The sequence below is a fragment of the Paenibacillus sp. T2-29 genome (assembly GCF_052921365.1).
Window position 1 is genome coordinate 162,591 of sequence record NZ_JBREVE010000007.1, and the last position, 20,576, is coordinate 183,166.

20 protein-coding genes and 1 pseudogene are annotated in these 20,576 nt (G+C 46.4%); 6 read left to right on the plus strand and 15 right to left on the minus strand.

Going from position 1 to position 20,576, the window contains the following annotated elements; translation table 11 throughout:
• Positions 1–128: 128 nt before the first annotated feature.
• Positions 129–374, plus strand: a complete 246-nt coding sequence (locus tag ACU1JV_RS19550; RefSeq protein ID WP_172800041.1) for a transposase — start codon at positions 129–131, stop codon at positions 372–374.
• Positions 329–595 (plus strand): transposase, encoded by a 267-nt coding sequence (locus ACU1JV_RS19555; protein WP_413987042.1) that lies wholly within the window; start codon positions 329–331, stop codon positions 593–595. The genes ACU1JV_RS19550 and ACU1JV_RS19555 overlap by 46 nt, the downstream gene beginning before the upstream one ends.
• A 169-nt stretch (positions 596–764) precedes the next feature.
• Here ACU1JV_RS19555 and ACU1JV_RS19560 read toward each other — a convergent pair.
• The 8 genes and pseudogenes from ACU1JV_RS19560 to ACU1JV_RS19595 form a co-directional block, all read right to left on the minus strand.
• A pseudogene (locus ACU1JV_RS19560) lies at positions 765–881 on the minus strand (transposase); the annotation flags it as partial.
• A 292-nt stretch (positions 882–1,173) separates the two neighbouring features.
• A complete protein-coding gene (locus tag ACU1JV_RS19565; RefSeq protein ID WP_165082610.1) occupies positions 1,174–2,475 on the minus strand; it encodes a pyrimidine-nucleoside phosphorylase in 1,302 nt (433 codons plus the stop codon).
• Positions 2,476–2,507: 32 nt separating this feature from the next.
• Positions 2,508–3,215, minus strand: a complete 708-nt coding sequence (gene deoD, locus ACU1JV_RS19570) for a purine-nucleoside phosphorylase (protein WP_013373173.1) — start codon at positions 3,213–3,215, stop codon at positions 2,508–2,510.
• A gap of 92 nt (positions 3,216–3,307) precedes the next feature.
• The gene (gene deoB / locus ACU1JV_RS19575; RefSeq protein ID WP_413987043.1) at positions 3,308–4,489 is read right to left on the minus strand and encodes a phosphopentomutase; all 1,182 of its coding nucleotides are present in this window, start codon (positions 4,487–4,489) and stop codon (positions 3,308–3,310) included.
• A 32-nt stretch (positions 4,490–4,521) separates the two neighbouring features.
• Positions 4,522–5,700 (minus strand): NupC/NupG family nucleoside CNT transporter, encoded by a 1,179-nt coding sequence (locus tag ACU1JV_RS19580; RefSeq protein ID WP_013373175.1) that lies wholly within the window; start codon positions 5,698–5,700, stop codon positions 4,522–4,524.
• A gap of 75 nt (positions 5,701–5,775) precedes the next feature.
• Positions 5,776–6,171, minus strand: coding sequence for a cytidine deaminase (locus ACU1JV_RS19585; RefSeq protein WP_016820386.1), 396 nt, complete (start codon positions 6,169–6,171; stop codon positions 5,776–5,778).
• A 30-nt stretch (positions 6,172–6,201) separates the two neighbouring features.
• Positions 6,202–6,864, minus strand: a complete 663-nt coding sequence (gene deoC, locus ACU1JV_RS19590) for a deoxyribose-phosphate aldolase (protein ID WP_013373177.1) — start codon at positions 6,862–6,864, stop codon at positions 6,202–6,204.
• A gap of 209 nt (positions 6,865–7,073) precedes the next feature.
• Entirely contained in the window at positions 7,074–8,009 is a 936-nt protein-coding gene (locus ACU1JV_RS19595; protein ID WP_013373178.1) for a sugar-binding transcriptional regulator, read from the minus strand.
• Positions 8,010–8,284: 275 nt separating this feature from the next.
• On the opposite strand from ACU1JV_RS19595, the gene ACU1JV_RS19600 reads away from it, so the two are divergent.
• Positions 8,285–8,698: a chemotaxis protein CheW gene (locus ACU1JV_RS19600; RefSeq protein WP_025674697.1), complete on the plus strand. Its 414-nt coding sequence runs from the start codon at positions 8,285–8,287 to the stop codon at positions 8,696–8,698.
• 60 nt (positions 8,699–8,758) lie between these two features.
• Here the strand turns inward: ACU1JV_RS19600 and ACU1JV_RS19605 are convergent, their stop codons facing one another.
• From ACU1JV_RS19605 to ACU1JV_RS19630, 6 genes are all read right to left on the minus strand, one after another.
• Entirely contained in the window at positions 8,759–9,877 is a 1,119-nt protein-coding gene (locus ACU1JV_RS19605) for a slipin family protein (protein WP_413987044.1), read from the minus strand.
• An 802-nt stretch (positions 9,878–10,679) separates the two neighbouring features.
• Positions 10,680–11,309 (minus strand): class I SAM-dependent methyltransferase, encoded by a 630-nt coding sequence (locus tag ACU1JV_RS19610; protein WP_413987045.1) that lies wholly within the window; start codon positions 11,307–11,309, stop codon positions 10,680–10,682.
• A 42-nt stretch (positions 11,310–11,351) separates the two neighbouring features.
• Positions 11,352–14,276, minus strand: a complete 2,925-nt coding sequence (locus tag ACU1JV_RS19615; RefSeq protein ID WP_413987046.1) for a glycosyl hydrolase — start codon at positions 14,274–14,276, stop codon at positions 11,352–11,354.
• A gap of 585 nt (positions 14,277–14,861) precedes the next feature.
• Positions 14,862–15,962, minus strand: coding sequence for a bifunctional diaminohydroxyphosphoribosylaminopyrimidine deaminase/5-amino-6-(5-phosphoribosylamino)uracil reductase RibD (ribD, locus tag ACU1JV_RS19620; protein ID WP_413987047.1), 1,101 nt, complete (start codon positions 15,960–15,962; stop codon positions 14,862–14,864).
• The gene (locus ACU1JV_RS19625; protein ID WP_040102821.1) at positions 15,959–16,723 is read right to left on the minus strand and encodes a GTP cyclohydrolase II; all 765 of its coding nucleotides are present in this window, start codon (positions 16,721–16,723) and stop codon (positions 15,959–15,961) included. The genes ribD and ACU1JV_RS19625 overlap by 4 nt, the downstream gene beginning before the upstream one ends.
• 83 nt (positions 16,724–16,806) lie before the next feature.
• Positions 16,807–17,904 (minus strand): FAD-dependent monooxygenase, encoded by a 1,098-nt coding sequence (locus ACU1JV_RS19630; RefSeq protein WP_165082627.1) that lies wholly within the window; start codon positions 17,902–17,904, stop codon positions 16,807–16,809.
• A 256-nt stretch (positions 17,905–18,160) separates the two neighbouring features.
• Between ACU1JV_RS19630 and ACU1JV_RS19635 the strand changes: the two genes are divergently transcribed.
• Positions 18,161–18,496 carry a winged helix-turn-helix transcriptional regulator gene (locus tag ACU1JV_RS19635; RefSeq protein WP_013312049.1) on the plus strand — a complete coding sequence of 112 codons (336 nt, stop codon included), beginning with the start codon at positions 18,161–18,163 and terminating at the stop codon, positions 18,494–18,496.
• A 116-nt stretch (positions 18,497–18,612) separates the two neighbouring features.
• Here ACU1JV_RS19635 and ACU1JV_RS19640 read toward each other — a convergent pair whose 3' ends face one another.
• Positions 18,613–19,005 carry a winged helix-turn-helix transcriptional regulator gene (locus tag ACU1JV_RS19640; protein WP_446724614.1) on the minus strand — a complete coding sequence of 131 codons (393 nt, stop codon included), beginning with the start codon at positions 19,003–19,005 and terminating at the stop codon, positions 18,613–18,615.
• A gap of 149 nt (positions 19,006–19,154) precedes the next feature.
• Here ACU1JV_RS19640 and ACU1JV_RS19645 point away from each other — a divergent pair, with 149 nt between their 5' ends.
• The gene (locus ACU1JV_RS19645; protein WP_413987048.1) at positions 19,155–19,673 is read left to right on the plus strand and encodes a DJ-1/PfpI family protein; all 519 of its coding nucleotides are present in this window, start codon (positions 19,155–19,157) and stop codon (positions 19,671–19,673) included.
• A gap of 193 nt (positions 19,674–19,866) precedes the next feature.
• A complete protein-coding gene (locus ACU1JV_RS19650) occupies positions 19,867–20,568 on the plus strand; it encodes a YoaK family protein (RefSeq protein ID WP_413987049.1) in 702 nt (233 codons plus the stop codon).
• Positions 20,569–20,576 lie beyond the last annotated feature (8 nt).

A 20,576-nucleotide genomic window follows, 5' to 3' on the forward strand; every position in this document is an offset into this window, starting at 1 on the left:
CATAAAGAGCAGAGCCTGTAAAATAAAGTGTGTAAACTCCCTGAAGTTTATTATAATAATTGAGAAAACAGAGAGAATACATAGCACGCAGCAATTCTAATGTGGGATGCTGCCACCAACAGGTAACATTGCAATCACAATTACCATCGCCGGACTACATTTTGGTGATGGATCGTGCTTATGGGAAACTGGAGCGTCTGGATGGCTTCAAAAACTTAGGGCAATCCTTTGTCATTCGGCTTCGCGACAACGTTCATTTGGAAAGGCCTCATGCCCTATCCCGCCTCCAAAAGATAGATTCATCCGTCATTCGAGATATCACCTGCCAGTGGGGACATCGCAGTGTCGTTCCAAGCAACGTCATCTTGTGGTGATGTTTTGGGATTTTGAGGGTCGGGAAATCTGGGTCGTTACCGATTTAATGCAGGTCACGGCAGAACAAATCGCACAGATGTGTAAAGCTTGGTGGCAGATGGAGGTCTTTTTCCGTTGGATCAAGCAACATTTGAATATTCCAACTCTGTTTGGTGCGACCCCAAATGCGGTCTATGGGCAACTGTTCTGTGCGTTCATCGTCTATGTCCTGCTCAAATGACTATTTTATGCTGCTCAAACGGCGTGGCCCAAACATGCCATTCTTTCTTTGCCCGATTTTCTCGACTTTTCTATCTTCACAAACTACTTGATGAATGGCTGATTCTAATTCAGCGCGTTCTTCTCCAGAGTACTTCTAGTTTTATGGATTAAATTACTTATTATAGTTAATCAACAGGCATATACTTACATAATCGTTTTACAATTTCTATTAAATCCTTTCTCACTTGTTTATATATCTCTTTGCGTTTATACTTCGGAGTAAACACGATGTGATATTTACACACTTCGTGGGCGCTAAACTATTATTCCAGTTTTTCATTTAATACCATTTTCTCTATCGAGCCTTGTTTATCTCCATTTTATCGGTATGGTCTTATTGGCCAAACCCTTGTTCCCTCCACCCGCATAGCGGGTGGTTTTATGTTTCGCGCGTTTCACGCACTCAACTGGCTAAGCCTAAATAAAAACAGCCAAACTCATATCTATTATGAGTTTGGCTGTCATATTTTTCAAACTCGTTCAAAGGAATCCGTACGGTGGCTCTCTATCTAGATAAGCCGAAATACAGCTTACATATTATTCTGTCACCGTTCCGTAGATCAGCACGGGGGCTTCCGCATGATCCGCAATACGGATGTTCGCGTAGATTTTCTCTATTACTTGGTCCACGTCTTCACGGTTCGCATGGATTGTAACCAGTGAATCGCCTTTTTGAATCGCATCGCCGACTTTTTTGTTCAGCATCAAACCGACAGCCAAATCAATCTCGGATTCTTTGGTCGCACGGCCTGCTCCCAGCAGCATCGCGGCAGTACCGATTTCGTCAGCCACGATTTCAGCTACCACGCCGTCCTGCTTTGCAGGTACTTCAATAAGATACTGCGCTTGTGGCAAGCGTTCTGGATGATCCACTACAGAAGCGTCGCCGCCTTGGTTCGCAATAAACTCTTTGAATTTCTCCAGTGCTTTGCCGTTACGAATGACCTCTTTAAGCTTCTCTTCGGCGTTTTCGAGGGAATCTGCTTTTCCGGCCAAAAATACCATCTGACTGCCCAAAGCCATACACAGCTCTTCCAGATCTTTGGGTCCTTCGCCGCGCAATGTATCGATCGCTTCTTTAACTTCCAGTGAGTTCCCGATAGCCAGCCCCAACGGTTGACTCATGTCGGAAATAACTGCCATGGTCTTGCGACCCACATTGTTCCCGATACTTACCATGGCATGTGCCAGCTCTTTGGCATCTTCTACTGTTTTCATGAATGCGCCCGCACCTGTCTTGACATCCAGTACGATGGCATCAGAGCCGGCAGCGATTTTCTTACTCATAATCGAGCTGGCAATCAACGGAATTGAATTTACCGTTGCTGTAACGTCACGCAAGGCATACAATTTTTTATCCGCAGGTGTCAGGTTGCCGCTTTGTCCGACGACCGCAATTTTGCTGCGATTCACCAAATCTACGAATTCATCCTTGGTGATCTCTACGTGAAAGCCTGCAATGGCCTCCAGCTTGTCGATCGTTCCGCCCGTGTGCCCGAGGCCGCGACCTGACATTTTCGCTACCGGAATGTCTAAGGCTGCTACAAGCGGAGCCAGTACCAGTGTTGTCGTATCACCCACACCGCCAGTGGAGTGCTTATCGACCTTTACACCTTCAATCGCGGACAAGTCAATCGTATCTCCTGAATGAACCATTGCCATGGTCAAATCAGCACGTTCCCGTTCGTTCATATCTTTGAAGAAGATAGACATCGCCAATGCACTGACCTGATAATCAGGAATTTCACCCTGAGTATAGCCTTGGATAATAAAGTTAATTTCCTCAGTGCTCAGTTCTTTTCCGTCACGTTTTTTTTCAATCAAGTCTACCATTCTCATATGTCATTTCTCCTCACTGTGCGTATGATCGTTTACAGGGATACTGCTGTATCCAGTGCAACTTCCATCATTTCTTTAAACGTGGTTTGCCGTTCCTCTGCTGTCGTTTCTTCGCCTGTCAGCAAGTGATCACTTACCGTCAGAATGGTCAGGGCGTTTACGCCAAACTTGGCTGCCAGCGTGTATAAAGCCGAAGTCTCCATCTCCACACCCAACACACCGTATTCCATCAACTTTTGTACCACTGATTTGTCATCACGGTAGAAGCTGTCTGAGCTGAATACGTTGCCGACATGCATGTTCAATCCTTTGGCAACCCCGCGATCATAAGCGCCCTTCAAGAGAGGGAAGCTGGCAATCGGGGAGAAATCGTAGCCGCCAAAGATATGGCGGTTCATGCCGGAATCTGTACAGGATGCCTGTGCTAAAATGACGTCACGAACGTGCACATGCTCCTTCATTCCGCCACATGTACCCACGCGGAACAAGTTTTTCACCCCATACTCGCTAATCAATTCGTTGACATAAATACTGATGGAAGGCAGCCCCATCCCGGTTCCCTGTACAGACAGGCGTTTGCCTTGGTACGTTCCCGTGAATCCGAGCATTCCGCGCACCTCGTTGTAGCAGGTCACGTCCTCCAGATATGTTTCAGCGATAAATTTCGCCCGTAGCGGATCTCCTGGCAGCAAAATTGTTTCTGCAATCTCTCCAGGTTTGGCTCCAATGTGTACACTCATGTTTTTTATTCCTCCGTCCCATTTGTCCATGCTGATATCGTTACTCATTTCGTTACCAATAATCTTGACTGCCTTCGTTGCTAGCGTCTAGATTACTGAAGTTCTGCTAAAAAGCTAGTTCCATGCTCAGGCAGTTTTACACCAAAGTTATCCGCTACTGTCGCTCCAATATCCGCAAACGTCTTGCGAACTGCCAGTTCCTTGCCTCCAGCTGCAAAACGAGGGGAATAAGCCAGCAAAGGCACATATTCGCGGGTATGATCCGTTCCGCGATAGGTTGGGTCATTCCCATGATCTGCGGTGATGATCAACAGATCGTCATCGGTCATTTTGGCGAATACCTCGGGCAGACGGGCATCGTAATCGTCCAAGGCTTGACCATATCCCTGCGGATCACGACGATGACCGTATACAGCATCAAAGTCCACCAAATTCAAGAAGCTTAATCCGATGAATTCCTCGTCCAGCGTAGCCACCAGCTTATCCATGCCATCCATATTGGACACTGTGCGCACTGCCTTCGTTACACCCTCGCCGTCATAAATGTCAGAGATTTTACCCAAGGCGATTACATCCAGGCCTGCATCCTTCAGTTCATTCATTGTGGTGCGACCAAATGGCTTGAGCGCATAGTCATGTCGATTGGAGGTACGAGAGAAGTTCCCTGCCTCACCTATGAACGGACGGGCAATAATGCGACCCAGCATGTACGGATCTTCCAGCGTGATTTTACGGCAGAACTCACAGATCTCATAGAGCTCCTTCAAAGGTACAACTTCCTCATGCGCTGCAATTTGCAGTACTGAATCCGCTGAGGTATAGATGATGAGTGCGCCGGTTTTTACATGTTCTTCGCCCAGCTCATCAATGATTTCCGTGCCGCTGGCTGGCTTGTTGCCAATAACTTTGCGGCCTGTATGCTCCTCAATGCGCTGAATCAGCTCATCTGGAAACCCATCCGGGAATACACGGAAAGGAACTGCAATATTTAAGCCCATGATTTCCCAATGACCTGTCATCGTATCTTTGCCATTGGAGGCTTCCTGCATTTTGGTGTAATACGCGAGTGGCATATCGGCCGCTGGTACACCTTCTATGGAACGAATGTTGGACAGACCGAGCTTACCCATATTCGGCATGTTCAGACCGCCGCGTTCGCGTGCAATATGACCAAGTGTATCTACATCATAATCATCAAACTGGGCAGCATCCGGTGCTTCGCCGATACCAACCGAGTCCATAACGACCAAGTGAATCCGTTTAAATTTAGACATTATAAAAATCCTTTCCTGACTCGCTGTTTTTTTTACAAAAACAACCCTGCAATCGTTGCCGACAGCACGCTAACCAGCGTCGCCCCGTACAACAGCTTCAGACCAAATCGGGCCACTACATTTCCCTGTTTTTCATGCAGACCCTTCACAGCCCCGGAAATGATACCGATGGACGAGAAGTTTGCAAAGGATACGAGGAATACCGATACGATCCCGATCGTACGCTCGGACAAGCCTGTTTGTTTGGTCAGATCCAGCATGGCCACAAATTCGTTGGATACGAGCTTGGTAGCCATAATGCTGCCTGCCTGCACTGCCTCGTTCCACGGAATCCCCATAACAAAGGCGAACGGTGCAAACACATAGCCAAGCAGCGCCTGAAAGCTGATACCAAACAACCAGGAGAAAATACCGTTAACCATGGCAATCAGCGCCACAAAACCGATCAGCATCGCGGCTACCGTAATAGCAACCTTGAAACCATCCATAATATACTCCCCGAGCATTTCGAAGAAGGACTGCTTCTCTTCCTCTTGAACCTCCAGTAAATCGTCTTCCTTCTCAATCTTGTACGGATTAATAATGGAAGCGATAATAAAGCCGCCAAACAGGTTTAATACCAAAGCGGTAACCACATATTTGGGGTTCAACATTTGCATGTAGGCTCCCACAATCGACATAGACACCGTAGACATCGCAGATGCACACAATGTATACAGCCGGTGTTTTGGCAGCAGACCAATTTGTTTCTTAACGGAAATAAACACCTCGGATTGACCCAAGATAGCCGAAGCTACAGCGTTGTAGGATTCCAGTTTACCCATTCCGTTTACTTTGCTCAAGACAAGCCCGATATATTTAATAATAAAAGGAAGCACTTTTACATATTGTAAAATCCCAATCAGCGCGGATATGAACACGATTGGCAGCAGTACACCGATAAAGAACGGTGCTGCTCCTTCATTCGCAATTCCGCCAAAAACGAAGTTAATCCCTTCCATAGCATAACCAATCAGACTATTAAAACCTTTTGCAAAACCTTTAACTAGAATTTCACCAATCTCTGTATTCAGCAATACGAAAGCAAGCGCTGCTTGCAGAACAACCATAACTATCAGCGGACGATACCTGATTTTACGCTTGTCACTGCTGGCAACGTAAGTAAGTGCAAATACAACAAGCAATCCCACCAAAGCGATTACATATTTCATTTCAATTCCCCCTCATTACATTAAGCGCTTACATTGCCCATAAAAAGAATGCGCCCCAAAGAGGCATTCTTTTTTTTATTTCCCCAGATCCGCAGGTCGAAAGGCACCCGGCAGTAATTGATCCACCGTCCACTCTTCCGTATTGCCATGAAGGTTTGTCAGATAAATTTTGGTATCTTGATGAGCAAATTCGGAAATGACCTGACGACAGGCCCCACATGGAGACACAGGCCCTTCCGTATCAGCTGCAACCGCAATCGAATCAATTTTTCGGCAGCCTTCGGATACCATTTTAAAAATCGCTGTCCGCTCTGCACAGTTGCATAAGCCGTAGGAGGCATTTTCCACATTGCATCCGTGATAAATCGTGCCATCGCTTCCGAGAACCGCAGCACCCACTTGAAAATTCGAATACGGAACATATGCCTGATTACGCGCCTCAAGCGCTTTCTGAATCAATTGATCCTTCATTGCGAATCCCTCCATGACTTTAAAATAAACTTAATAGGAAGATGTAGATTGCTCGCCCTCGATGATTTTCACACCGGAACTTGCACCGATCCGACTTGCGCCAGCTTCTACTAATTTTTGCACATCCTCCAGGCTGCGTACGCCACCAGAAGCTTTGACACCAATATCAGGTCCTACTGTTTTGCGCATCAAGGCTACGTCTTCCACAGTAGCTCCACCTGTAGAGAAACCCGTCGAAGTTTTCACAAAATTCGCTCCAGCTTTGACGGACAGCTCACACGCCAGTACCTTCTCTTCGTCTGTCAGCAGGCAGGTTTCGATAATCACTTTGACCAGTGTACCCGCAGCTGCTTCCACAACCGCACGGATATCCTGCTCGACGAGCTGTACATCGCGCGCCTTCAAAGCGCCTATGTTAATAACCATATCAATTTCAGTTGCACCGTTAGCAATAGCATCTTTCGTTTCAAACGCTTTCGTTGCCGATGTATTGGCTCCCAGTGGAAACCCGATAACCGTACAGATAGCCACGTTTGTGCCTGCGAGCTGTTCAGCTGCATAAGCTACCCACGCCGGATTCACACATACGGAAGCAAACTGGTATTTTTTTGCCTCAGCAGTCAGTTTTGTAATTTCATCCTTCATCGCATCTGCTCGCAACAATGTATGGTCGATTAATGCTGCAATGTTCATATCTAAAAGCTCCTTCATTTAATAAATAGTGTGAAGAAAATGAATCGTTTATTTCTCTGTGATGAGATCATCATAGCACGGCTCTGAACATATGTAAAACACATTTTGAAATTATGTTCACGCTTGTACACAGGCCGTTCACCTACAATTCATGTTACCCTGTAGGCACACGCCGTAACCATGTTTAATTGAATTGAGGCCAACATGTTCTATTGCAAAAGTGCTTGTGCCGTAAACTGGTCCGTCACCAAGATATTCGCATACTTGCCACGCAGTGATGCCCGAATGGCCTCTACTTTGCGCTGACCTCCAGCTACAAGGATGGACTTCTCCTTCTTTCGCAGCTCAGGTAAATCAATTCCAACGGTACGGCTGTTGATTTCCTGACTGCATATGTTGCCCTCATCGTCAAAAAAGCGCGAGCAAATATCGCCCTTGCCGATTTTTTGCAGCAGCTTCTGCTCTTCATGGTTAAAGTATCCTAATCGGAACAGCAGCGCATCCTCCTTGACCGTACCCACCGTAAACACCGCAATGTTCGCCTGCTTGCCAAGTTGAATGATACGCTGGATATGCCGATCCTTCTCGACCATTCTCTTAACAGCTTGACTGTCGAAAATCACAGGTAGTGGCAAATACCGAGCTATGGTGTTAAAGGCTTCTGCGAACAAATTTACGGTTTCCACGGCATAAGTGTTGACATGTGAATGGCTTACGCCTCCTTTGAGTTGAACCACCTCAACTCCCTTGACCTGCTTTTGCTGAAGATGAAGCGCCACCGCATGCATGGTTGTTCCCCATGTCACACCAATAATATCAGCATCCTGTACCGTTTCATGCAAATAATCGGCTGCTTTTTTGCTAATATGCTTCTTGATCTCCTGGTATTCATTTAATGGCGAATAACAGACCAGCACGGTATCCAGCCCGTATTTCTTTTTCACCTGCTCTCCGAGCGCGTCCATATCCTCCATCGGGTCCACAATACTGATCCGCACGTATCCCTGTTCCTTGGCAGCCTGAAGTAACCGCGATACTGTAGGACGTGAAACCCCAAGTCTGACCGCAATATCTTGCTGACTGTAATCGTTCAGATAGTATAATCTGGCTGCCTCGATACTTAATCGCTGCTTTTCATGATCCATTCTACCTCAACCCGCTTATCTTAAAATGTAGTGCCGTCGGACATAGCCTTAGCCCCAACACTATATATGTAGGGAAACTCGAAGCCACGCTTTGTCCGTTAGGCTGTTATTTTGGAAGATTTAACTGCTCGTTTGTGATATTCTGTGATTAACTAAAACCATTTTACCGCATCCTCCACTTTATCGTTCCATCTGTCAAAACGCAATAGTTAACCCAATTTACTGCTAGTTCACAACTTGTGATGGACTTATCTAAATATGTAAGGAGAATTGCTATGTCTGAATTTATTGTGTGCAGTCTGGCGGACAAGAAGTTCGCGTTAAACTTTCTGGAAGTAGAAGAAGTCATGAATGCCAAAAAAGGGACGCCGCTCCCCTTTTCCGAAGCATGGCATGAAGGAATGGTGACCATTCGTGGCGACGTATTTACAATCCTTAATCTACGCAAAAAACTGCTTCTTCCCGCATCAAGCGACTCCTCCGAGGACAAAATGATTTTGCTCAGTCGTGCGAAGATTGCCCTGCTTGTCGATCAGGTGGAGGATACGGCATCTGCTGAAGACAGTCAGCTACAAAGCAACGAGGAAGAATGGCAACGCGAATTGTTTCCTACTGTGATGGAGCATCGGGGTGCTCTCATTCCGGTGATCGAGATGGACGCTTTTCTCGCATCCACCAAGACGAACTAAAATAAAAAATACTCCCGAACCTTGAGCCAGCTTGCACTCACTGTTCGGGAGTATTTTCCGTTATTGGAGTCCCTGCCCCTCTTTCATATGAACCAACGTATTCAGCTGCTCCAGCAGCGTATTTCCACCAGTCAGCGATATCGTACCAATTTTCTCGCAGATTTTTTCCATGAATTCCAGCTCTTTGAGTCGATAGAGGGTGGCGTTTTCGTCCATCAGCTTGGCTGTGTTGAGCAGACTCCGAGTGGATGCCGTCTCTTCACGTCGTGTGATGAGGTTAGCTTGCGCCTTCTTCTCTGCCAATAGCACCGTATTCAGAATATCCTTGATATCCCCCGGCAAAATAATATCCTTCACCCCTGCTGACGTAAAAGTCACTCCATATTCGTCGCTCTGCTCATTTAGTCGAGTCAAGACATATTCCGCAATTTCCTGCTTCATTTTGAGCAAATCATCCAGTTTCATTGTGCCTACATATTCACGCAACAACAGTTGAAGCGTAATGTACATTTGCTCCTCGTATGCCCGAAATTCCAATGCCCGCAGCGGGTCGATGATACGGTACTGACAGACAAAGTTAAGGCGCAGCATGATTTTGTCCTCTGTCATGATTTCCTGACCCATCAGGTCCATCTGCTGCTGTCGCATATCTAGTGTTTTGATCTCTGTATTCACAGTGGACAACCAAAAATAATATTTGCCCGGTTTTAGTTCACCTTGCAGCACATTATCGTAATACAAAAAGCCCAATTCATGACTGGCCACCTGAAGGGCTTTCCAGAAGCCCGGTGTCTTGGACAAGAAGGCTTGCCCCAAAGACTTATCAATTGCAGGCTGCCGCGTATCTGCACGAACAAAACGATGCTCCTTGAGCATGTTCCAAAATGCATATTTCCCTGCTGTCAGCAGTTCCACAAACCGATTGTCCTCATAATGTAACACATATTCATGGTCCTCTACATCAATGACAGTCAATTGCTCCAGCAATAGAGGATCTGTCAAAAACAGACGAATATCATGATCTGGTACAAAAAATGATTCAGCTACATTCAAAACTTCAACGGCTTCCTGCTGAAATGTCTTCAATAGGTAAGTCCCTGGGTGCAGCAACTTGTGGTAGCTTCCTTTTTTGAACAGCAGTCCGCGCTCATCGGCTTTAATCGTTATCTTCTTAAACATCGTATCACTCCTAGTGTTAAAAATCCTCAACTTAAAAATGTACATTTTCCGCGTGTAGCGGCTCCACGTTCCATTTGATCTTCCGATCGCTGTTGCCCCTGAATTTTTGGATTTGATGAACCCCTTATAGGGTTAAAATTCAGGGACAAAGGCAAACGCTTCGCTTCTCCAGATTCAAACGGACCGCTCCGCTTATTCGCACGTTGAGTCAAAACACATTTTTAAAATGAGGATTTATTTTTATTTGTTGTAGCAGGGGGTGGACCCTTACAGAGCATCCCTCCGGTTGGAGGGCGGGGCCAAGCTTAAGGAAAAAGAAAGGGGCCGCCTGTTCCCGTGTTCCGGGGATGGAATTCACCAGCTCAACATCGACTGTGAATCCGTATTCCCGAAGCCTCGGGTCCTGTCGGCGCTTACTCTCTCCGGTATCCGCTGGCCGCATAGCCATCGCCCCGGTATCTGTCATCAAGACCAGACATGGGATGCTCTTATTGGGGTCTTTTCATTGTTTTATTCGATCATTCGAATACTCTACCAGAAGTCGCGTGGAAGGCGATTGGGAATCGAACCCTTAATGTTGGTGGATGCATCAGATTTACAGGATACCTGACCCGATCAGGGCAGGCACTGCGGGACCATTGGAAATCCTCGCCTCGGTAATATCTTCCTGCATCAGCCTTTATCATTATTACGCACCCTTGCATTCACGAACATGGCGAAAGTATTACGACCCCATAAAAAACAAAAAAAGACACGGAGGAAGCGCAGATGCTTCCCTCGTGTCGTTCTCTTACCATTCACCTTACAGCTCTTTTTGACATTTTACCATGATAAACTTGAATGGAGGTTTGCTTTCCATATTTTTATGTGGCTCAACAATTTCGGAAATTTCTATTAGTCCATATTTTCCGAATTCTTGTTTTATTGAGTCAGAATCATAAAAAAACATTTTTACCCCTTCCATGATCTCGAAATAGTCTTTATCCAGCTGTTTTCCCTTTCCATACATTGGAGCTTCTTTTGAAATCGTAGTAAAAATCATATATCCGTTTGGCTTTAGTTGATGATAGCAATCTCTAATAAACTTATCTCTCTCACGCTTATTCAACAAATGAATAAGTGCATAACAAAATATACCGTCATAAAGCTTGTTATCAAAAGGCATATCCGTTACGGAGCCATGAAAAATACTAATATTAAGCTCTTTTTGTCTCGCCAAATCAATCGCTGTTTTTGAAATCTCAATACCTGTTACATCTATTCCGTTATCAACAAAAACCTTGGCATTTCTACCATATCCAATACCAGGTATCAATATATCCTTAACGTTGTTTACAAGAAAAAAGTCCTTTGTCAGGATTGCTGAGTCTGAAGGTTCAAAGCCCCACATCATTTGATTTTCTATAAAGCTTGATTCCCAAAATTCTGTCATACCTGTATCTCCTCTATATTGATCATATCCATAATTTCAAATTTATTCAGGAGCAAGCCCGGGCTGGAACGTGTCCAACTCCTCGGTTGCGGAAATTTCGGAAACCCCTGTCGTTGTAGAGGCCGTCTGGTGGGTATAGCTGAATGAAGGAGTCTCATATTGCAATCCCGCCTTTTCATAGGTGAACCAATAGCTGACGGCCTTCCCGATGGAGAGGTCTGTAACCCGCTGTTCCCAAACACCAGCGTTGTTGGTCATCCGGTAATTGAGCTGTTGTCCACCTGATAAAGTATAATGCACGTCAACATAGGCGGAGGCTGTTTTGGGAGTAAATTGAAGCAGTGCTTCATGATCGCTGACAAAGCGGGACCGTACAGTGTAATCCTCCGTTTCTCCGCCTCCCTCATTGCCGCCAGATGCTGGCTCTGTAGTTACCGAAACAGCTTGACTGGCTGCAGATAAGTTACCGGCTGCGTCCTGAGCCTTAACGGTAAAGCTGTAAGTAGTAGCTGCATCCAGTCCTGTAATTGAAGCGGAAGTACCGTTTATTTTTGCCGCCTGAGCCCCGTCCTTATACACGATATACCCCGTAACGCCAACATTGTCTGTGGCTGCCTCCCACTCCAGAGTGACCGCCGAAGCCGTTTTGGTCGTAGCTCGCACATTTACCGGGCTTGATGGAGCTTCTGTATCAGGTTGCGGATTGCCGCCGCCGTTTCCATTTCCGGTATTAAAGCTGTTCGGCTGCACGGTAATGCTGTGTCCATCTGAGAAGGTTACTGTTTTGACCTGGTCTGTAAAGTTGTAGGCCACATAGGTTTTTACACCGTTCTTATGAAATACGGCAGAAATAGGTGAATTGGCGGTGACACTGCGGTCGATGTTGCCTACAGCATCCAAATTATAAATCCAGTGGTAGGCATTCGCCTTGGAATTCCCAGCTTCCGGTGTCATCGTCGCTACGCGTGCACTGAATTTGGCCTTGGCATCGGACGGGTCCGAAATCGCCCTGTACATATACACAATATCTTCCCACGGACTGAAATTCCCTCCGCTTTTTTGCAGCAGATTGCTAAAATTTTTAGCCGCATATTCCGGATATTGTGTCAGGTACAAGGAAGCCGAGGTAATTGGCAGCCAGTTGATACCGTGCACCTCTGCGGGGTTATTGGTCCACCATGTTGCATTCCCCACCGTTTTACCACCCCAGATCATACTTGCCGTCGCGCTTTGCATCCTTGAAGGGGTGTTTGTGCCTTGTACATCAAACCAGTATTCGTTAATCGCATTCATCTCCGTTGTATATAGATAGATGCCCAGATCACGAGTTTGGGTATTTCCCGTCGCCTCGCCCCATAAAATCAAACCGGCCCAAGCATTCATCGCTTCCGAGGAGGATTCATTATTGTTGCCGTCGCCAAATTTAGCATGACCGGAAGCCCAGGTGTGACCGGCATAGGGATCAAAATTACGTAAATACGGAAATTTCGAATCAGATCTGTCGGTATTGGCAATGTCGCGAATGAGCAGCTGCACCATCTGTCCCCATTGTGAATTGGATGCCCAACTCTTATCCACCCGTGCAATTTCGGCCGCAGCCTTAATAAAGTATCCATAATGGAAATGATGGTCATTTAATTCTACTGCACTGCCAAAGCTGTCGGGATAACCGATTAATGTTCCCCAATTGCTGTTGTACACAAATAGATTCGAGCTTTTCAGATTTCCTGAGCTGTCACTGGCCTTAAACCAATCCTGCAGCCGACTTTTGATCTCATTGCGGAACTGGGTCGCTGCTGCGGTATTGCCAACCTGGTCGGCAATTGGCGCCAGCGCTGCCAGCTTGCCCAAACGTTTTCCAGTCCAGTACGTGTCTTTGTCTCCAGAGTAGACTTCCGCTTTCGCCTCGTCTATATAGCTGTACAGCTTATTTTTATCATAAGATCCCAAATCGGGCAAAGAAGGGAGTACCCCTGTAAATTTCATCTTCGTTTGAAAAGAAGCACCTTCCGCCGTTTTCATCTGGCCGCGTACAGAATTGTACGTGTAACCCAGCAGGGACTGTGATGAGTTTTTCCACTGATGTGGATATAAGGCAAAAATAGTGCCCGCTTGTGTACCTTGCTTCGCAGTTGTTGTAACGGTAAAGGTGGTCGTTACCTCGGAAGAGGCTTCGTTGTAGCTGTACTCTGCTTTGGAGTTTGTAACAAAAGAATAGGCGTATTGCTGAAATTTGTCCAAGGTCGCTGTTGTATTGTCAGGCAAAGCCGCCACTGTAAAATAGCTTTTCCCGTTTAATTGATTGATCAGAGTACTCGATCCAAGGCCAGACCAGGTACTGCCGGAAGGACCAAACAGACCATAGTGTGAGCCATTGATTGTAATGCCAAGCACTGGGGAGGTAGCTGAGCCGGACCAGACCTCTGGCACCTCATTGAACGAGAGCTTCGGATTGCCGCCGCCAAATTCAAAAAAAACATAGGGAGAGCCATGTCCATAGGTAGCGCTCATTTTGTTGCTGCCGCTTTGAAATAAGGATTTAACAAACCAATCACTGAAACCATCCACCTTGGCAGCTGGAAATGAAGCGCTTACAGAATGACCGATGGTAAAATCGTTCACATCATCCATCCAGCCTGCGATGTATCCCGGATTGACCGTAATTTTACCGCTTGGGTTAAAGATGCGCAGACCGTTTTGTTGATTTTTCAAGGCAAGTGGATGCGGATATTGAGCCTCGGAGTAGGGCACCCAGGCCAAGCTGCTCCACCAGTCGTTGGTAGGCATTGGGCTGGTTACATTCGCTGTCTTATAAATTTCGTTTTGCGGTGTAGCTGCTCCGGCAGGTAATATGGTTGAATATGAGCCTGTGCCTTGTGTGACCTCACCCGAAAAGGCTTTAGTAGAAACCGGTGCAGCTAAAAACATCAGACTGGCACTTAACAAGCATAATATCATTTTCTTCACAACCAACATCCTCCTTTAAATTCCCTTATCTCTTTCCCTGCAAGCCTTTTCCCTTTTCTTCCAAGCTGAATTCAACTTCATTGTGCTTGATCACTATTTCCAGGTAAATCCTTTTATTTCTAAATTTTAACTAAATGAGGCGAAAGTATCTAAAAATACATAAGAAACCAGGACGAAAACCCCAAGTATTGTGTAATTATGTTATCTGGTTTCACCCCATAAGACATTCACCTTATGAGTTATTCACCCCATTAATCATTCATCCTACTAATCGTTTAATATATAAAAAAAGAACCCTCCAGGCCTTTTAGCCCTTCAGATCCTCTGTTCTTTAAGTATATTAGCTTTTGAGTTTTCAAGTCCTTTTGCCCTTCCCATGCTCCACACACCATTTCGAAAAATGAGTGACTTTGCGGTGGGCAGCAGCGGAGCGGAGGGGTTGAATCTGGAGAAGCGGTAGCGTTCGCCTTTGCAGTGGGATTCTTACCTTTAAATATCTTATACAATCCGAAGAATTCCACTGCAACAGCGATCGGAAGATCAACCCCTTCGCGGAGCGTCCTTCTCCACCCAAAAACAACTCACTCATTTTCCTCGCTCAAAATACCCTTCTATTTTCCAGTCCACGCCAACCTGCGTTACGCTCAAATCCTGCAAGGCCACCGCATCGCTCATTGCAGATACGCCCTCTCCCCCGAGAAAGCCCGGGGCGGAGCGCCCTCCAATCAGCTTCGGCGCTATATACAACACCAGCTTGTCTGCCAATCCTTGCTGCACGAACGAAGCGTTCACCTCGGCCCCGCCTTCCACGAATACCGATGAGACCTCCGCCGCCCCCAGAATGTCCAGCATTTGCGGTAGGTTGACCCGTTCACTGTTTTCATCCTGTGTCGGATATACCTTCACACCGAGCTGTTCCAGCTGGCTTCGCTTGCCTTCATCGTAAGTCCGCCCTGTGAATATCCAGGTAGGCGCCTCTCCATCTGTAATAACACGAGCATCCAATGGAATACGAAGCTTACTATCCAGAATGATACGAATCGGATTCCGTCCTTCTGGTAGACGAGTCGTAAGCTGAGGATTATCATGAATCACGGTCTGTACACCGACCAGGATGCCTATATGCTCGTGACGAAGACGATGCACATCCTCCCGTGCAGCCTCAGATGTGATCCACTTGCTTTCAGAGGTTCGCGTTGCAATTTTACCGTCCAGCGTTACTGCCGATTTGATCGTAATAAAAGGACGCTTGTTCACGATATATTGATTGAACACTTCATTCATATGGATGGATTCCTGCTCACATACTCCGACAATGACCTCAATGCCTGCATCTTTCAAAATCTGTACCCCTCTGCCGGAAACCAGCGGGTTCGGGTCCAGTGCTGCAATCACCACCCGACGAATGCCAGCCTTCACAATCGCTTCCGCACACGGGCCTGTCCGGCCGTGATGGGAACATGGCTCCAGCGTTACATAGATCGTCGCTCCCTGAGCATGTTCCCCTGCCATACGCAATGCATGAATCTCGGCATGGGGCTCGCCAGGCTTCAAATGAGCGCCGATCCCAACGATACGGCCATTATTGACAATGACTGATCCAACGAGCGGATTCGGCTCTGTTTGCCCTTTGGCACTTCTGGCATTTTCCAGTGCCAGGCGCATATATTTTTCGTGAGTGTTCATAGAACCTCCCTGAGATCGGAATCCCGCAAATGGCCGGATCGTTCTACTTTTGTATTCAAATACCGTTCATTATATTGCGACACATCGCCCCAGAGCGGCATACGCCCCGCCACATTCATACCTGACTTCTTCAAGGCATCCAGCTTTTTAGGGTTATTTGTAATCAGAGTTACTGGTTTTTGTCTCAAGTGCTGAAGCACACTAATGGCATCCGCATAATTGCGTGTATCATCTTCAAAACCCAACTGATGGTTGGCTTCGACGGTATCCATGCCTTCTTCTTGCAGAATATAAGCCATGGCTTTACTAAACAAACCGATCCCGCGACCTTCATGATTTGCTAGATAGAACAATGCACCTGTTCCATGTTCCACAATCATTTTCATCGACTGGTGGAGTTGAAATCCGCAGTCACAGCGCTTGCTACCAAAAATATCTCCAGTATGGCAAATACTATGCATGCGAACTAATGCATTTTCTGACTGCTCGAGATCACCGTACACCAATACACTTGATTGTTGTCCCTCTGCCAAATTCAGTGTGGACAATCGCTTCACAATTGTCTCAGCATTGGCATTCAGTAAGTCCTGACGATCTTCCTCATCCCGTACAGGCAACCAGCAATACCATTGAAAAACAATCGTTTCCCCTTCCAAATTAACTGGCAGCTTGATCGGTCCTACCAAAATCGTCGAAGATTGCTTTCCACGAATAGTTTGAATTTTATCGTTAAGTAGCGTAGCTACATCTTTTTGGTTCATCTCTCTGCACCATCCTTTATATAAACTCTATATATGAAATGCCTCGCATTTCTCAGGCTAATCGTTGTTGTCAGGGTGTTACATCATTGAACTATGTGTAAGAAATGTTCATGAAACGTGGATTCCATGGTCAGTTGACGCTCCTGAAGCTCGGTGACAGCCTGCAGTCGTCCGTCTGCGAAAGCCTTCAGGTCTTCTGCCGTATATACCTGCTGGCGTAAACGAAGAAGCTCACTGGCCAGCACATCGGCATCCTTCAAAGCGGCGTTCAAGCCAAAAGCTCCCGTGGGTGTCATGGTATGCGCCGCATCTCCAATCAGGACCAGTCCGTTCTGTGCCCATGTGTCACTGCGGCTGCTGAAAATATCCAACGGTACGAAGTCCTTCCATGAACGAATGTGATCATGCACACTATGCTTCAAATCCGGAAAAGCCTCCGTAAACAATTGTATAAATGGTTCAAAAGATTGCTTAAACAGGGTGAGAAAACTGCCCTCCTCCACATTCCAGCCAATTTGAATATAGCCCTCAGCCTGTGAAAATAAAGCCAACTGGCCTCCGTTGACCAGTGCCAGACGAGTGACGGGCTCCCACCCGGCAGGTGCCGCGATTTTAGCCCATAGCAGATCATAGCCGTGGCGAATGTTCGTCACAGGCATCTGCGCCAGCTTGCGTACAGTCGAATAGCGTCCGTCTGCCCCCACAATCAAAGAACTGTGAATCGTAATCTCATGACCGTTCTTATCGCAGGCTGTCAAGCCCGTGTATCCCTGCTCGCTGTCACCTTCCAACGCAGTCACAGTTGTACCTGCCAGGCAACGGAAGGACTCGTAGGTGGACGCCTGTTTGAGCAGCGCCTCTAAAAATCGAGGTTGTGGAATATGCACTCCCACATTACCATGGATTGAAGCTGGCTCGACCGTTTTGATCTGCTGCTGATGCTGCCAATATTCGATTCTTGTGGAGGCGAGAATATGATCCTCATGAATTTGTTCGAGCAGCTTATGCTTTTGGATCACTTCCTGACCCTCATCGTTTAAAATTTCACCGCGGAAAGCCTTTCCGGGCACGCTCTGACGCTCAATCAATATCGTCGAAACACCCTGCTCCGCCAGTAGACAGGATAACAAAGTCCCTGCGGGCCCCCCTCCAACTACGCACACTTCACATTCCAGCTTCATCCGACTTCCCCCTGCGCCCAAACCATAACCTCAACGATTAGTTCGTATCTGTTCATTTAATTACGTCATTAATAATATCAAATTATGTTCAAATTTTAAGTATTAATATCTTAAGCTCCGTAGCAAAGCTAACAAGTTACTTTATGTAACAAAGTATATTTATATCATACCATTTCGTCAAGTAATAAATTTATGTAAAGTAAAATCATTTACTTTTAACAGTGAATCGTTAATAATAGGAGCATGAGGTGATCACATGAACATTCCGCAGATGTGCCCACGGTTTGAAAAGGCTATGGAGCTACTGAGCAAGCGTTGGACGGTGTTGATCGTATTTCAACTAACGAATGGTCCGCAACGTTTCGTCGCTATTGAGAATTCAATTCCTAATTTAAGTGGAAAGGTCCTTTCGGACCGTTTGAAAGAGCTGGAGGAAGAAGGAATCATACAACGTATGGTTTATCCTGAGAAGCCTGTACGGATTGAATACTCCCTTACAGATAAGGGACGCGATTTAGCTCCTTTATTTGACCATATCGGTACTTGGGCTACACGCTGGATTGAGGTTCTACCAGCACTTGAACAGCAATGATTCATATTGAAGCAAAGAACGCCTTTGCCCTAGGTACAATTCGTACTTATCGTGCAAGGCGTTCTATTTTTCATGTGACGGAGCATTAATGGTCCATCTTAGATCGCATCCAGAATTTAAACGTTTCCCTCACTGCAGCGTTGCATTTCCTCACGGATCGATTGCACCCGTTTTTTCCCCCACTCATACATCATTTCCACAATCGGTAAAATCGTCATCCCCAGCGCAGTCATCGAATACTCCACTTTTGGGGGCACTTCGGGATACACTTCCCGGTGCACAATACCGTCCTCCATCAACTCCCGCAGTTGGTTGGTCAGCACTTTATGCGACAGCTTCGGAAACAACCTTTGCAGGTCACTGAACCGGTGCGGCCCTTCCACACCCAGATGCCATAAAATAACGACCTTCCATTTCCCGCTTAGCACAGATAGCGTTAGTTCCTTTTCGCAGTTGTAGTCTCCGTTTACAATTTTCTCCCGTATTTCGTCTCTCAGCGTATCAGACATATATCAATTAACTCCTTCTAAATCATCATGATCTTGCACATTAATAGTAACCTCCAGGTAACCTCCGTACTTGAAAGTGCATTCTTCACAGCCTGACGAAGCCACCCTACAATAGTAAATAACGTTACACATTCAAGGAGGAATAGAGTATGAGTAAAAAGGCTCTTTTTATTATACCCCCAGAGCGCTTTAATGAGGATGAATTGTTTAAACCAAAGGAAGCGCTGGAGCAAGCAGGCGTTACTGTGACACTAGCGAGTACAAAAACAGGCGAAATCGTGGGTGACTACAATGGTAAAGCGACGGCTGATCTTGTTTTTACAGACGCTGTGCTGGCTGACTATGATCTGGTATCTGTAATCGGCGGATCAGGAACAAATGATCATCTGTGGAATAATGCAGATCTCCAAGCTTTGCTGAAACAAACTCATGAGCAAAAGACTTTAGTGGCTGGCATCTGTGCAGGCTCTGTAGCCGTGGCTCAAACCGGACTGCTCTCTGGCAGAACAGCTACATGCTATCCAGTGGATGTACAAAAGGACCAGCTCCAAGCGCATCAAGCCGAATATGTCGCTCAGCATGTCGTTGCGCATAGCGATATTATTACAGCCGACGGTCCAGATGGTGCACAGGAATTCGGCGCAGCACTCGTCAAAGCCTTGCAATAAGCATATCTGCAAAGTTCCAGATGGCACTTTAAACAGCACTCCAACAAGCCGCATCACGTCCTTTCTATTGTATGGGACCTGATGTGGCTTCTTTGTGTCATTTTCATGCTTAAGTGATTAATTTAATTGTATGGTCCTGGATTTTCGTGTTAGCTTTAAAGAATCGACGTTTAGCATAGGAGGCTTATATGCCGTGTTTATGAAAGGCAAAATCCATTTACATCAAGTAACGTCCGAATCGTTGCGACTGGGCGCCTTATTATCATTAGTAGGGGGTTTTTTGGACACATATACCTTTGTTGGAAGAGGCGGTGTTTTCGCCAACGCACAGACAGGCAATATCGTGCTGCTGGCTGTCAAAGTCATTCAGGGGCACTGGATTCAGGCATTATCCTATATCCCGCCCCTGATCGCCTTTTCACTGGGCGTTTTTGTTGCTGAAGGGATTAAACGCAAATCAACCCACCGTTTAACTCCAGACTGGACCCGCGCAATTCTTTTACTGGAAATTGCGATTTTTTTCATCGTGGGATTGATTCCGCAAGGAGTTCCCAATACGGTAGTCGTGGTGGTCGTCTCGTTCGTCGCTTCCGTGCAAATGACTTCCTTCCGCAAGCTCATTGATGTGCCGTACACCTCCACGGTCAGCACCGGTAACCTTCGATCAGCTATCGAGGCTGTGTATGTCGCTGTAACGACCAAGGACACGAACGCTGCCATTCGAGCGATGCGTTATGGTGTCATCCTGGCCGCCTTCTTGGTAGGAGCCTTGCTGGGGGGATTTCTGACTTTAACGATTGGGGACAAAGCCGTTTGGGGCGCTGTTGTTGTACTTATTTTTTCTTTTATTTTATTTACAGAAGAGGAAAAGTGGAAGCTGCCACTGCGTCACTAATCCTCTAT